This is a genomic window from Amycolatopsis sp. NPDC114484 (assembly GCF_055633755.1).
The window spans coordinates 52,534-66,259 of sequence record NZ_JBVKDQ010000011.1 but is presented as its reverse complement, the minus strand read 5'-3'; the positions used below and the strand labels follow the sequence as shown (position 1 = coordinate 66,259).

The window sequence follows — 13,726 nt, the reverse complement described above, 5'->3', positions numbered from 1 at the left end:
GACGGGTCAACATTTCGCCTTAGGTGTGGACTTCCGCGGGCGGCTTTGTCCCAGCCGAGCGGAATGCGTTGCCCTGCTTGCCGTTCAGTTCCGCGGTCAAGCCGACGACCGGCACGCTGGCATGCCCGCCGCTGGGAAAGCCTCAGCCGACCGAACAGTCCAGCGCATCCAGCAACCACGTATGCGCGACCCCGACCGGCGCGGCTTCGCCGGTGATCTCGCCCGCGAGATGCCAGTAGCGGCGTACCTGCGGATGCCGGTCGGCAGCGGTGCGCCGCCGCAGCGCGCACCGGAACTCCGGGGTGTCGCCGGTGCCGGACGCGGCGGCGTGCGCCGCGGCGAACAGGTCGAGCGCGGGCCCCGGTTCCGGCCGGGCCCCAGCCGCCACCCGCGGGGACGCCAGCTCGCACGCCGCGCCGACGCCGTCGTGGAGAACGCCGAGGCGAGTGGTCAGAGGGCTGGTCCGCATCCGGGCGACGAACGCGCGGTCGGCGGCGAGCAGCACCAGTTCAGCGTAGGCGACGACCTGCGCCGGAGTCGGCAACTCCGGCGGCCGCGGCGCACTCACGGCGAGGAACATGTCGGCCGTGTCCGGCGGGACCGCGCCGGTGGCCATCGGATGCCAGAAGCGGACGAGAGCCTCCTGCGCGGCAAACCCATCCGTCGCCGCGGACAACAGCTCGAGCCGAGCGGCGCGGTCGGCGGGCGGTGCCTCCTCGACGGCGCGGAGAGCTGCGCGTCGCCAGGCCAACGTCGTCACCTCGCGGTCGAGCGCGACGCGCTCGGCGGCCACTGCCTCGGCGAGGGAACGCACTCCAGCGAGAACGTCAGTGATCGACTTCAGGTTCAGGCCGAGCCCGCGCAACCGCCGCACCAGGTTCAGGCGGTGCACCTCCGCCGGATCGAACCGGCGGTGCCCGCCGACGCTGCGCGCCGGCTCCAGCAGTCCCTCGTCGCAGTAGAAGCGAATCGTGCGGACGGGCACGCCGGTGCGCCCCGCCAGATCGCCGATTCCGAGTGTGTCGCCGGTCACTTCCAATGGAACCTCCAGCCGGGTGGAGTTCGTACGGTACGGCCATGGATCTCGATATCGCACGACTTTTCCAGGGATTGCACGAGCACACCGCCGGGTTCGCGAAGGCGGTGACCGGCGCGGATCCGGAGACTCCGGTGCCCAGTTGCCCGGAGTGGCCGCTGCGGGTGCTGGCCGGACACGTCGGACAGGCGCACCGCTGGGCGGCGAGCCTCGTCCGGTCCGGCGCGGCCCCGGTGCCGGACCCGTTCGAAGCGAACCCCGGCGCGCCCGGCGAATGGCCCGGCTGGCTGCGCGCCGGAGCCGCGGACCTCGCTGACGCGGTGCTCGCCGCCGCCGACAGTCCGGTGTGGACATTCTTCGGCCCGCGACCGGCGACGTTCTGGCTGCGCCGCATGCTCCACGACACGACGGTGCACCACGCGGACGCGGCCCTCGCCACAGGCGCCGCGTTCGAGGTGGCCCCAGACCTCGCAGCCGACGCGATCAGCGAGTGGCTGGAAATGCTGTCCCACCCGGTCATGACGACGCTGAGACCGGCTTTCTCCGCCCTCCGCGGCACCGGCCAAACGCTCCGGCTCAACCCCGGTGCCGGCGTGGGCTGGCTGATCACCCGCACCCCCGACGGCGTGCGGTGGGAACGCGCGACCGACACCGCGGACGTGACGCTGACCGGTCCTGTCGGAGATCTCCTGCTGGTGCTCACCCGGCGGTTGCCGCCCGGTCGGATCACGATTGCCGGGGACCAAGACCTGGCCGGCCACTGGCTCGCACACACGGCGGCGTAGCGGCACAACCGCGGTGCACCGCCAAGCCGCCAGGAAGCCGAGCAGGTCGGGCCGGAAGGATCTCGGCACCGCAGCGGCCCCCGTCACGTCGGTTGAAGAGCCGGCCAGGCCACCAGTGCTGGGCCGAGCGGAAGAAGTTCCGCGGTGAAGCGGACCAGGAAGCGGGCCACCGCGGCGGACACCTCGACACGACCGCCGCGCTTCCCCCGCCCGGCCACCGGAAACGCCGAACACTCAGGTCTGAGGGATCTCACCACGACCCCCGCGGAGCCGCGAAAGGCCAGCAGAACCCAGGTCAAGGAGGTCAAGCACGGCGCCCCGAAGCGCGCTCGAACCGCAGCACCCCGTCGTCCATTCGGCTCAGCCGGAGGTCCGCCGCGTCCAGTACGTAGTTCTGCCGCATCAGCCACGGTCGCCGGTCGCCTTGGCGCGGCAGCACCGAGGCGGCGCGCGTCAGGTAGCCCGACGTCAGGTCCATGATCGGACGCCGCGTCGTCTCCGGGAGCGCGGGCGGGCGGGGCACGCACGTGTCGAAACCGTTGCGGGACAGGTGGTTCAGCACCCGGCACACGTACCGGGACACGAGGTCCGACCGCAGCGTCCACGAGGCGTTCACGTAGCCGAGGCACCAGGCGAAGTTCGGCACCCCGCCCAGCATCATTCCCTTGTACACCAGCTGTTCCGACGGTTCGATCACCGCACCGTCCACGCTCAGCTCGATTCCGCCGAACGCGATCACCCGCAGGCCGGTCGCGGTGACGATCACGTCCGCGGGCAGCCGCGTTCCCGATTCCAGAGCGATGCCTTCGGGGGTGATGCGGTCGATCCGGTCGGTGACGATGTCCGCTTTGCCGCTGCGGAGCGCTTGGAAGAAGTCCGCCCCGGGCGTCAGGCAGAGCCGCTGATCCCAGGGCTGGTAGCGGGGCGAGAAATGGGGATCTACCGGGATCGAAGGGGGCAATTGCTTCGCGGCCGCGTCCCGCAAGAACGCTGCCGCGCGCCGGGGTTGCCGCCGGGAGAACTGGTAGAGCAGCGTCGTCACCAGGACGTTCTTCGCCCGCACGACGTGGTAGGCGAGCCGCGAAGGCAGAACTTTCCGCAGGCGACGGGCGAGCGAATCCGTCCACGGCCGGGCCAGGACGTAGCTCGGCGAGCGTTGCAGCATCGTCACCGACTCCGCGTGCGAAGCCAGTTCCGGCACCAAGGTCACCGCGGTGGCGCCGCTGCCGATCACTACGACTCGTTTGCCGGAGAGGTCCAGGTCCTCCGGCCAGAACTGCGGGTGCACGATCTCGCCGCGGAACGAGTCGCGGCCGGGGAAATCGACGACGTGGCCGTTCTCGTAGCTGTAGTAGCCGCTGCACAGATACAGGAAAGAACAGGTGTGGGTGACGACCTCGCCGTCGTGCGAGACATCCACGGTCCAGCGGGCCGAAGCTGACGACCAGGCCGCCCGCACCACCCGGTGGCCGAACCGGATGTGCCGGGCAATCCCGTGCTGCGCGGCGGTCTCCCGGAGGTATTCGAGGATCTCCGCGCCGGACGCGATCGCCTGTTCCTTGTCCCACGGCCGGAACGGGTAGCCGAGCGTGAACATGTCCGAGTCGGAGCGCACGCCCGGGTACCGGAAAAGGTCCCAGGTTCCGCCGATCGTGTTCCGGGCTTCGAGGATGGCGTACGTCCGGCCCGGGGCCCGCTGCTGCAGCCGGCACGCCGCGCCGATGCCGGACAGCCCGGCCCCGACGACCAGGACATCGAAACGCGCCACGATTCCTCCCCGCTCGAACGGACTCCGCCCAGACTAGAGCCGTCTCAGGTGGGGCCCCGCCGGGCCAGGCCGGGAACCACCGGCCCGGCGGGGAAAACCGTGCTCACCGCAGGGGAACGATCTTGGTGGCGCCGAAGGTGTCCTTGAGCGGAACCTCCACGGTGCGCCGCCGCACCGTCACGCGGACGCTGTCCTGCAGCTGCGTCGGGTCGGAAACAGCGAGGCTGTTCCTGCCGAGCGCCACCGAAGCGGGTCCTGAGACGGATACTTCGTCCACGTTACCTGCACTGTAGAAGTTTGCCAGCAGTGTGTTATCCCACAGCCGCAAGGCCTGGACAGCGGCCGTGTTCGCCCGGACGCGCCACGAGAGCATCGACGCGACCGTCCCCACCACCGACGCGCCGGGCAGAACCGCGTACGCGTACTTCGCGTCGACAGGCTTCGCGCCGTGCTCGATCACCAGCTTCTGGTACCGCCGCGTGTTCGGCGTCGTAGTGCCCTTCGTGTTGGCACCGGTGTCGACGTCGCGCCACGCCCCGATCCGGTCTTCGCGCAGTGCGGTGACCTCGGCGTTGTCGAGCAGGACGTACCCGCCGACGTGGTCGAGGTGCAGCCAGCGCGGTCGGTGCAGCGCGGCCGAATCGCCGACTGCGCGGGCATCAGCCAGCAGCGTGCCCCGTCCGTTCTCGCCGAGGTTGCGGTTTTCGATCGTCGTCCGGACCGCTTGCCCCGACGTGTCAGTGATTCCCGCGCCGAGGCAGACAATGCCCGCCGGAGTGAAGAACCAGGACTTCTTCGCCGTCAGGGAGCCGTCTTCGGAAACGAAATCCATCGCGTACGCGCCGTGCCGGGCGTCCCAGCGCACGCCGCCGACGTGCGCTTTCGTCGTCAACGGCGTCGCCGCCAGCGGTCCCGGCGGGCCGGCCTTCGCGGTGGTGCCGGGCAGCAGCGCCGGATCGACGGTCGGCCAATAGGCGTCGGAGTAGTGGCCTTTCGCGTTGGGAAGGAACAGATACAGCACTCCGTCGCCGACGTGCCAGCCGTGCAGGTTCATCCCGTTGATCGACTCGTAGCGCGAGATCCGCGTGGAGCCGACGCCGAGCGACGCGGACCAGCCCTCGGTCACGTGCACCATCCGGTCCTGCTGTCCGAAGATCCGGTGCGTCGCGACGATCGGCGTGGGCCGTACGCGTCCGGCGAGCATCTCCTGGGCGAACTCGATGCCCGGGGTCGCGACGAGGTCCGGGCCGGGCGCGAACCGTTCGGGATCGGGGATCTCCAGGAACGGCGCGTAGGTGCCTTCCTTGATCCACTTGGCGGCGAGACCGGACAGCTCGGTCTTCACGGTTCCGGTCGCCGAGCGGGCGAGCACGAGCGTCGCGACGGTCAGCTGGTGTCCGATGTCGTGCGCGGTTTCGCCTTGCCGCGAAAGCATCCGCCCGCGCACCGGCTCCATCAGCGCGCCCGCGTACACGAACGGCGCGAACGTGTCGCCGACCAGCGCGTACACCTTCTGCGCCAGGTCGTCCGGCAGCGCGTACTCGGTGCCTTCGGTGACGTGGATCGTCCCGGCCAGCGCGGTCAGCAGGACGATGCCGTAGTGGCCGGGGTACGGGATGGTGTCGTGCTGGATGAACGAGCCGTCGGCGTGGAAACCGTCGCCCGCAGCGCGGTCCAGCTTCGCCAAGACGCTCGCCGCTCCCCCGCCCGCGACGTCGGTGATCGCGTCGAGGCCGGTGCGAATCCACGCGGTATCGCCGGTCAGCGCGCCGGACACGATCGAGATCAGTGCCTTGTCCGCACGGTTCGCGCCGGTTTCGACGATCTTCGGGTTGTTCGCGCGCAGGTTCGGGTTGCCGACGAACCGCTTGACGGGGCTGACGTAGCGCGCCAGTTCGTCCGCGGTCAGCTGGTCGGCGACCGTGACGAGGGTGTGCAGCAGGTAGTACGGCACGCCGATCTCGTAGGTGTACCAGTTCCCGATCTCGCCGACCTGCGGGTTGTACTGGCTGGCGTAGATCAGCTCCAGCGCCTTCTTGATCCCGTCGAGCACCTTCGGATCGCCGGAAAGCGTGCTGCCCGGCGTCCCCCAGTCGACGGCGATCGCGCGCAGCCGGGCGTACATCGACGTGGTGTAGTCGCTGCCGGGGCCGAGCGGAAGGTCGGTCCACAGTGGACCATTGCCGGAGACCGTCATGCTGTCGTAGTACGACTTCGCGACCCGGCCGAGGTTCTTCAGCGCGGCCGTGCGTTCCGGCGACGGACGGTTGATGCCCGTCTGCAGCTCGCGGTAGCCCGCCACGATCTTCTTCAGCGGATCAGCGGCGGGCGCGGCGAAGGCCGGGCGAGCGGTGGCGACCAGCGCGGCCGACGCGGCGGCGATGGCACCGCCGCGCAGTGCGGTTCTGCGGTTCACGGGCATGACGGTGCCTCCCAGTGGGGTTGGTCGTGCGTGGCGATCCCGGTGAGAACCGGGATCGCCACGCACAAGGGGGTCTGCTCAGCGCGCTCCGTCGACCCGGCGCGGCAGCTGCCACGGGTTCGCTTCCCGCAGCGCTTCCGGCAGCAGTGCGTCCGGGAAGCTCTGCCACGCCACCGGGCGCAGGAAGCGTTCGATCGCGGCGGTGCCGACCGAGGTGGTGGTCGGCGCGGTGGTCGCCGGGTACGGGCCGCCGTGCTGCTGCGCCCAGCTGACCGTGACGCCGGTCGGCCAGTCGTTCCACAGCAGCCGTCCGGCCAGCCGGGTCAGCGAAGGCAGCAGCGGGCGCACGAAGTCGGCGTCGCTCTCCTCGCCCTGCACCGTCGCAGTCAGACCGGGTTCGAGGCTGTCCAGCACCTCGGTCAGTTCCGCCTGGTCGGAGTAGGTGACGATCAGCGAAGCGGGCCCGAAGTGCTCCTCGCGGACAGCCTCGCCGCCAGCCAGGAATTCCTTCGCGGTGGTGGCCAGCAACGACGGCGTGAACGCATCGCCGTCCTGTGCGCCTTCCACGACCGACTCGACGCCCGACACCGCACGCAGCTCCGCCAGCTTCTGCGCGAACCCGGCCGCGATGCGGTCGTTCAGCATTTCCTGCTGAGCCACCGCGCTGACCGCCTCGCGCAGGGTGTCGTCCAGCCCGTGTCCCTCAGGCAGGAACAACAGGCCCGGCTTCGTGCAGAACTGGCCCGCGCCAAGGCTGAACGACCCGGCATAGCCCTTCGCCACCGCTTCCCCGCGCGCGGCGACCGCGCCCGGCGTGACGACGACCGGGTTGACACTGCCCAGCTCGCCGTAGAACGGAATCGGCGTCGGCCGCGAGACCGCGATGTCGAACAGCGCCCGCCCGCCCGGCACCGAACCGGTGAACGCGGCGGCGGAAATCCGCGGGTCCTTGAGCGCCGTGACGCCTTGTTCGACCCCGTGGATCACCGCGAACGCACCCTCCGGCGCACCCGCGCCGGTCAGCGCACACGCGACGATCTCGCCGGTCCGCGCCGAAAGCTCTTCGTGGCCCGGGTGTGCCTTGAGCACCACCGGACAGCCGGACGCCAGCGCCGACGCGGTGTCGCCGCCCGCGACGCTGAACGCGAACGGGAAGTTGCTCGCGGCGAACACGAGCACCGGCCCGATCGGCACGAGCACCCGGCGCAGGTCCGGCCGGGCGCCCATCGGCCAAGCCGGGTCGGCGTGGTCGACGGTCGCGCCCAGGAACTCGCCGTCCCGCAGCACTTCGCCGAACAGCCGGAGCTGGAACGTCGTGCGCGCGAGTTCGCCCTTCAGCCGCGGCGCGGCCGGGAGGCGGGTTTCCTGGTGCGCCAGCGGGATCAGCTCATCAGCGGCGGCGTCGAGCGCGTCCGCGACGGCGGCCAGCCACCCGGCCCGCTCAGCTGGCGTGCTTTCGGCGAACGGCCGGGCGGCTTTCGCAGCGGCGGCCAGGACGCTTTCCAGTTCCGTGGCGGAAGTTTCGCGGCTCAATGGTTCTCCTCGTCAAACACAGTTCAGGGCGCCGAGTGCGCGGCGGCGGTGGCGGCGTGCAGGTCCGGCCAGCGCGCAGGCCCGGCGAGGCCCAAGTGGTACAGGTGCAGTTCGGTCGCTCCGGCCTTGGCCAGTTCGGCCACGTACGCCTCGATGTCCGGCACCGCGCTCGCCGCGACCGCGGTGATGTAGCTGCCGATCGCGACCCGTTCCGGCAGCGCCTGCCGAGCGGCGGCAACCGCGTCGACACTGCCCTGACCGGGTGCCCAGTTCTGCAGCACCACCGTCTCGGCGTCGTCGGCGGCCGTCGGGGTCAAGCCGGGCAGCGCACCGGTGACCCACGGGTCGAGCGCGCCGTGCAACACGATCCGCGTACCCGGCTCCAACACCGCCAGAACCGCGGCACGCAACGCGTCGGTCGCCCGCTGCCGCCCGGAAAGCAGTTTTTCCTTCAACTCAGCCGGCAGTCTATCCTCGGCCACCGACAAATCCGCCGTCGCGATCAGCCGCTGCACCTCAGCACGCAAGGTCTCCCGGACGTCCGACGGGTCAAGGCCGGTCCAGCCCTCCGCACAAGCGTCGCAGCAGCAGATCGACAACAACCGCGCGGTCGCCGGAGCCCACACGCCGTCCGTCTTCTCGTGCTGATGCTGATGCACACCGCCGAGCGGGCCGCACGCCTCCAGCAGCACCGACGAAAGCTCCAGCCCCGCAACCGATTCCGCGGTCAGCGTCGCCGCGTACTCGCGTACCGCGGGCTGCGCCGGGCACAGCGCCCACGGGTACGTCTCGCCAAAGCAGTTGCGCACGGCGTACTGCGGAAATTCGGTGCCGAGCTGAGAGTTGTGCGTGAGCACGATCCACGCGGCGGCCGGGATTCCAGCCTCGTTGAGCCGCCGGACCGCATCGCCCCCGCTGTCCTCCGCCGAGACCCAGTCCGGCGTGGCCGGGACAAGCTCGCGGCCTTCCCACGCCTCCGCGCGCACCGGCCGGTAGAGCGCAGCGGTCCGCGCGACCACCGACGTCTGCTCAGTCGACCACGGCGTCGCGGCCCGGGCGCTGTGGTAGGCCAAGGCCACCGCGACCTCGTCCACGCCGAGGTCCTTCGCACGCTCCGCGAACGCGGTCTCGCCGAGCACGTCCCACGGATACGCGTATCCGGTCACCTTCACCGGTTCACCACCTCGCCGTGTTCGGCTCGAAGCCCGGCGTGTACTCGCGCATGTACGTCACATCGTCCCGTTTGGTCAGTCCACATCGGACATAGTCCTCGTGCGCCCTGGCGAGCGCGTCCTGGTCCAGCGCGATCCCGAGCCCGGGCCGGTCCGGCACCGCCACCGCTCCGCCGGCGAAGTCCAGCGCACCCGGTTCGATCACGTCGGCGGTCTTCCACGGCCAGTGCGTGTCGCAGGCATACGTCAGGTGCGGGGTCGCCGCCGCGACGTGCACCATCGCGGCGAGGCTGATGCCGAGGTGGCTGTTGGAGTGCATGGACAGCCCGACGCCGAAGCTCTCGCAGGCCACCGACAGCGCCTGCGTGTCACGCATGCCGCCCCAGAAGTGGTGGTCGGACAACAGAACGCCGATCGCGCGCGCCCGGAAGGCGGGCTCGACGTCGCCGAAGTCGACCACGCACATGTTGGTGGCCAACGGCATGCTCGCCTCGCGCGCGACCCGCGCCATGCCCTCGATGCCCGGCGTCGGGTCTTCGAGGTACTCCAGCACGCCGTCGAGTTCGGCCGCCACCCGGATGCTCGTCTCGGGCGTCCAGGCCGCGTTCGGGTCGATGCGCAGCGGATGCCCGGGGAACGCTTCGGCGAGCGCGCGAATCCCCTCGATCTCTTGCTCCGGCGCGAAAACCCCGCCCTTGAGCTTGATCGAGCGGAAGCCGTACTCGTCGACCATCCGCTTCGCCGAGCCGACCAGCGCTTCCGGGGTGAGGATGTCGCCCCAGCTGTCCTCCTCGGCCCCGATGTGCGCGCCGTACTTGTAGAACAGGTACGCGGAGAAGTCGACGGCATCGCGCGCCTTGCCCCCCAGCAGGTCGGCGACCGGACGGCCGAGGAAGTGCCCTTGCGCGTCCAGGCAGGCGACCTCGAACAGCGAGTACACGCTGGCGATCGTCTTGCGGATGGAGAACCCGCCGATCAGGCCGTGCTCGTCGGTCAGCACCGTGCCGGCCAGCGTGCGCGCCACGATCCGCTTGAGGCCCGGCAGGTCGAAAATATCGTGTCCGGCCAGTTCCGGCAGCACCTTGCGCACCTCGCCGAGGAACGCCGCGTCGCCGTACGACTCGCCGAGGCCGACCACGCCGTCGTCGCACACCACCTGGACCACGCTGCGCAACGCGAACGGCTCGTGCACGCCCATCACGTTGAGCAGCGGTGCGTCCGCGAAGGCGACCGGGGTCAGCACTACGTCCCGGATCTTCATCAGAGGCCTTTCAGCACGGCGAAACCGTTCTCGACGACCTTGCCCAGCCGGTCGATCTGCTCGGGCGTCGGCTCGATCAGCGGCGGCCGGACGGTGCCGACCTTGTCACCGCGCAGCCGGGCAGCCGCCTTCACCAGCGACACCGCGAAGCCGGGCGTCTCGTCGCGCAACGCCACCAGCGGCAGGTAGAACCCGGCGAGCAGCGCGTCCATCGTCGCGTTGTCTTCCTCCGCGAGCGCGCGGTGGAAGCGGTGCGCGATCTCCGGCGCGAAGCAGTGCACCGCCGACGAGTAGCGTGCGACACCAGCCGCCGCGTACGCCTTCGCGGACACCTCGGCGGTCGGCAAACCGTTGAAGAACAAGAAGTCCGCGGAACGCTGCGTGCCGAGCGCGCGGATCGTGGTGACGATCCGGGTCATCGCTTCGACGTCGCCGTAACCGTCCTTGATCCCGACCACCGACGGGATGTCCAGCAGCTTCGCCGCGGCCGGCGCGGTGAACACGCCGGTGCTGCGGTGGTAGACGATCACCGGCACCGAGGTGTCGGCGATCGCGTAGCGGACGTAGTCGACCAGCCCGTCCTGCGGCCCGGTGACCAGGTACGGCGGAAGCAGCAGCACGCCGTCGGCGTTCCCCGCCTGCGCCGCCGCGATTCCCGCGCGCGCACCGGCCGCGCCGCCGCCCGCGCCGACCCACACCGGCACGCGACCGTTCGCGACCTCGCGCGCCTTCGCCAGCAGCGCGGCGACCTCGTCGACCGACAGCGAGCTGAACTCCCCGGTGCCGCACGCGACGAACAGCGCGCCCGCACCGGCGGCGATGTGGCTCTCCACGTTCTCCGCGAACCCGTCGAGGTTGACCTCGAGGTCTTCGGTGAAGGGGGTCAGCGGGAACGCCAGCAAGCCGTCCAGCTCGATTTCGGTCTGTGCCATCAGTTTCTGCTCCAATGTTCACATTCTTGAATGGAGTCTGTTATCGTGACTATGTTCACCCACAAGAACGCTGTTCGGGACGCTAATATGGCCGGACTCACAAGTCAACGGCCCGGTTGGAGGACGCGCATGGCGCAGAAGACGGACCCCGCCACCGCTCCCGCGGAGTCCGCGGGCGTGAAGTCGGCGCGGCGCGCCATCGACCTGATCGAGACGTTCGCCGCGAACGACGTGTGGCTGTCGCTGTCTGATCTCCATGCGCGCACCGGGTTCCCCCGCTCCAGTCTGCACGGGCTCCTGCGCACTCTGCTGGACGCGGGCTGGCTGGAAGCGGACGCGAACTCCGCGCGCTACCGGCTCGGCGTGCGCGCGCTGATCTGCGGCACCGCGTACCTCGACCGCGACGCGATCGTCCCCTACGCCACCGAAGCGTTAGAGCGCATCCGCGAGAAGACCGGCTTCACCGCGCATTTCGCGCGCCGCAACCGCACCGAGGTCGTGTACCTGGAGACGCGCGAATCGCAGCACTCCACGCACCTGATCTCGCGCGTCGGCCGCACCCTGCCCACGCACGCGACCGCGCTGGGCAAGGCGTTGCTCGCCGAGCTGACCCACGAAGAGGTCGAGGCGCTCATGCCCGAGGAGCTGGTCGCGCTCACCCCGAACACCATCACCACGCTCGACGCGCTGCACGCCGACCTCGCGCGCACCCGGGAACGCGGGTACGCCGCCGAGATCGAAGAGGGCACCCTCGGCGTGCGCTGCGTGGCCGCGGTGATCCCGTACCGCATTCCCGGCACCGACGCGATGAGCTGCTCGATGCCGCTGGGCAAGGTCACCGACGCCGACGTCGAGCGCGTCGGCGAACTGCTGGCCGAGACCACCGCCGAGCTCGGCCAGCAGCTGCGCCGCGCCGGAATCCGCTGACCGCCGCCACCCGTGCGCCTCGTGAGCGCCGGTCGCGGCGAGAACCGTGCTCCGCGCGCACGAGGCTTTCGTGAGAGGAAATCCATGCCAGACCAGCGTGTGCTGATCACCGGATCGGCCGGCGTCGTCGGCGCCCTGATGCGGCCGCGGCTGCGCCGTGAAGGCCGGGTGCTGCGGCTGCTCGATCTCGCCGACCAGCCCGCCGCCGAGGACGGCGAAGCGGTCGAGATCGTGACCGGTTCGGTCACCGACCCCGAAGCGATGGCAGCCGCCTGCGCGGGCGCCGACGCGGTGATCCACCTGGGCGGGCTCAGCCGCGAGGCGTCCTGGGACGCCACGCTCGACGTCAACGTCAACGGCACGCACACCGTCCTCGAAGCCGCCCGCGAGGCCGGGATCCGCCGGGTCGTGCTCGCGTCGAGCAACCACGCGGTCGGCTTCCGGCGAAACGCCGACGCGGGCGAGAACGGACTGCCCGCCGATTCCAGCACCCGGCCGGACACCTATTACGGCGTAAGCAAAGCCGCCATCGAAGCGCTGGGCAGCCTGTACGCGTCGCGCTTCGGCATGGACGTGATCGTCGTCCGGATCGGCTCGTGCTTCGAGACGCCGCTGCCGCTCGGCATCCGCGGCCTGACCAGCTGGTTGTCGCCGGACGACGGGGCGCGGCTGTTCGAGGCCTGCCTGAGCGCGCCGTCGCCGGGCTACCGGATGATCTGGGGCGTCTCGGACAACACCCGCCGCGTCTACTCGCTCGCCGAGTCCGAGGCGCTGGGCTACAAGTCCCACGACAACGCCGAGGTCTACGCCGGGCAGCTGGCGGACAAGCCCGCGCCGACCGGGGCCGCCGCCGAGTACATCGGCGGGCCGTTCTGCACCGCGCCGCTTGGCGTGTTCAACCCGCTCTGAGAGGTACCCTCGCCCACGGGGACCCTCGAAGAGGAGGACGCCGTGGGCGAGCTGGGGCCTGCCGACACGAACGGCATCCTTTCGTGGGCGTGGATCCGCCCGGAACGCACCAGCGCGGGTCTCGGCTGGGACCGGATCTACCTGTCCAAACAGCGCGAACGCCCGTACCGCGCGGAGTTCGGGCCCGCCCGCACGCACCAGCTGATCCTGCATCTCGCCGGTCCCGTCACCGTTCGCCGCGGTGTCGGGTCGCCCGGCGAACGCAGCCGGCGCATCCCGGCGGGCGGGCTCTTTCTCCAGCCGTCGCACCGGGAACTGTCGGTGGAACTCGGCGGCGAACTGGACACGCTGCACGTCTACCTCCCGGATTCGGCGGTGCAGGAGGCCGCCGGATCGGACGCGCCGCTCCAGCTCGCCGACGAACTCGGCAGCGTTGATCCCTTGCTGGAGCAGCTGGTCCTCGCGCTCGACAGCGTCGTACGGGAGTGGGAGCCGGGCGCTCGCGCGTACGCGGATCAGCTCGGCACACTCGTCGCCGCGCAGCTCGCGCGCCAGCACCGAGCTGGGCGGAGCGTTCCCGCAGCGCCGCGACCGGTCGAGGCGTTGACGGACCGGCAGTTCGCCCAGGTGCGCGAGCTGATGGACGAACGCCTCGCCGAACCGCTCGGGCTGGCTGAGCTGGCGGCAGCGACCGGGTTGAGCGTCAGCCGGTTCGCCCGCCGTTTCAAGGCGCGCACCGGCCTGCCGCCGCACCGGTATCTCCTGCGGTTGCGCGTCGATCAGGCCGGGTTGCTGCTGCGGACCGGCACCGAACCGATCGCGGACATCGCCGTGCGCTGCGGTTTCTCCCACCAGGAACACCTCACCCGGGTGCTGCGCGCGCACCTGGGCACCACGCCCGCCGCGCTTCGCCGGGACGGCTGACGCGCGCGTTTCGTGCAGCCCGCTCAGCACGTCTGTGCAGGCGCGGTCTCCCCTCCG

General features: G+C 70.7%; 11 protein-coding genes. 4 read left to right on the top strand and 7 right to left on the bottom strand.

The window, feature by feature from the left end; translation table 11 throughout:
• Positions 1-142 precede the first annotated feature (142 nt).
• A complete protein-coding gene (locus tag ACZ7SW_RS25725) occupies positions 143-1,033 on the bottom strand; it encodes a MerR family transcriptional regulator (protein WP_470232915.1) in 891 nt (296 codons plus the stop codon).
• 44 nt (positions 1,034-1,077) lie between these two features.
• On the opposite strand from ACZ7SW_RS25725, the gene ACZ7SW_RS25720 reads away from it, so the two are divergent.
• Positions 1,078-1,821, top strand: a complete 744-nt coding sequence (locus ACZ7SW_RS25720; RefSeq protein WP_470232914.1) for a maleylpyruvate isomerase family mycothiol-dependent enzyme — start codon at positions 1,078-1,080, stop codon at positions 1,819-1,821.
• 304 nt (positions 1,822-2,125) lie between these two features.
• Here the strand turns inward: ACZ7SW_RS25720 and ACZ7SW_RS25715 are convergent, their stop codons facing one another.
• The 6 genes from ACZ7SW_RS25715 to ACZ7SW_RS25690 all read right to left on the bottom strand — a co-directional run bounded on the left by ACZ7SW_RS25715 (position 2,126) and on the right by ACZ7SW_RS25690 (position 10,909).
• Positions 2,126-3,592 carry a flavin-containing monooxygenase gene (locus tag ACZ7SW_RS25715; protein ID WP_470233129.1) on the bottom strand — a complete coding sequence of 489 codons (1,467 nt, stop codon included), beginning with the start codon at positions 3,590-3,592 and terminating at the stop codon, positions 2,126-2,128.
• Between the two features lie 100 nt (positions 3,593-3,692).
• Positions 3,693-6,011, bottom strand: coding sequence for a polysaccharide lyase 8 family protein (locus ACZ7SW_RS25710; protein ID WP_470232913.1), 2,319 nt, complete (start codon positions 6,009-6,011; stop codon positions 3,693-3,695).
• 78 nt (positions 6,012-6,089) lie between these two features.
• Positions 6,090-7,544: an aldehyde dehydrogenase (NADP(+)) gene (locus ACZ7SW_RS25705; RefSeq protein ID WP_470232912.1), complete on the bottom strand. Its 1,455-nt coding sequence runs from the start codon at positions 7,542-7,544 to the stop codon at positions 6,090-6,092.
• A 23-nt stretch (positions 7,545-7,567) separates the two neighbouring features.
• Positions 7,568-8,716: a cupin domain-containing protein gene (locus ACZ7SW_RS25700; protein ID WP_470232911.1), complete on the bottom strand. Its 1,149-nt coding sequence runs from the start codon at positions 8,714-8,716 to the stop codon at positions 7,568-7,570.
• Between the two features lie 4 nt (positions 8,717-8,720).
• Entirely contained in the window at positions 8,721-9,977 is a 1,257-nt protein-coding gene (locus ACZ7SW_RS25695; RefSeq protein ID WP_470232910.1) for a glucarate dehydratase family protein, read from the bottom strand.
• Positions 9,977-10,909: a 5-dehydro-4-deoxyglucarate dehydratase gene (locus ACZ7SW_RS25690; RefSeq protein WP_470232909.1), complete on the bottom strand. Its 933-nt coding sequence runs from the start codon at positions 10,907-10,909 to the stop codon at positions 9,977-9,979. Before ACZ7SW_RS25690 ends, ACZ7SW_RS25695 begins: the two co-directional genes overlap by 1 nt.
• 129 nt (positions 10,910-11,038) lie before the next feature.
• Between ACZ7SW_RS25690 and ACZ7SW_RS25685 the strand changes: the two genes are divergently transcribed.
• The 3 genes from ACZ7SW_RS25685 (at position 11,039) to ACZ7SW_RS25675 (ending at position 13,669) form a co-directional block, all read left to right on the top strand.
• On the top strand, positions 11,039-11,836 hold the full coding sequence (locus ACZ7SW_RS25685; RefSeq protein ID WP_116199354.1) for an IclR family transcriptional regulator: 798 nt from the start codon (positions 11,039-11,041) through the stop codon (positions 11,834-11,836).
• Between the two features lie 84 nt (positions 11,837-11,920).
• Positions 11,921-12,745: an NAD-dependent epimerase/dehydratase family protein gene (locus ACZ7SW_RS25680; RefSeq protein WP_470232908.1), complete on the top strand. Its 825-nt coding sequence runs from the start codon at positions 11,921-11,923 to the stop codon at positions 12,743-12,745.
• A 42-nt stretch (positions 12,746-12,787) separates the two neighbouring features.
• Positions 12,788-13,669 carry a helix-turn-helix domain-containing protein gene (locus tag ACZ7SW_RS25675; RefSeq protein WP_470232907.1) on the top strand — a complete coding sequence of 294 codons (882 nt, stop codon included), beginning with the start codon at positions 12,788-12,790 and terminating at the stop codon, positions 13,667-13,669.
• The last annotated feature ends 57 nt before the right edge of the window (positions 13,670-13,726 follow it).

Excerpts from the sequence above, each read along its gene's own strand:
- ACZ7SW_RS25720 (WP_470232914.1), top strand. The coding sequence starts at position 1,078 with ATGGATCTCGATATCGCACGACTTTTCCAGGGATTGCACGAGCACACC.
- ACZ7SW_RS25710 (WP_470232913.1), bottom strand. The coding sequence starts at position 6,011 with ATGCCCGTGAACCGCAGAACCGCACTGCGCGGCGGTGCCATCGCCGCC.
- ACZ7SW_RS25695 (WP_470232910.1), bottom strand. The coding sequence starts at position 9,977 with ATGAAGATCCGGGACGTAGTGCTGACCCCGGTCGCCTTCGCGGACGCA.
- ACZ7SW_RS25690 (WP_470232909.1), bottom strand. The coding sequence starts at position 10,909 with ATGGCACAGACCGAAATCGAGCTGGACGGCTTGCTGGCGTTCCCGCTG.
- ACZ7SW_RS25685 (WP_116199354.1), top strand. The coding sequence starts at position 11,039 with ATGGCGCAGAAGACGGACCCCGCCACCGCTCCCGCGGAGTCCGCGGGC.
- ACZ7SW_RS25680 (WP_470232908.1), top strand. The coding sequence starts at position 11,921 with ATGCCAGACCAGCGTGTGCTGATCACCGGATCGGCCGGCGTCGTCGGC.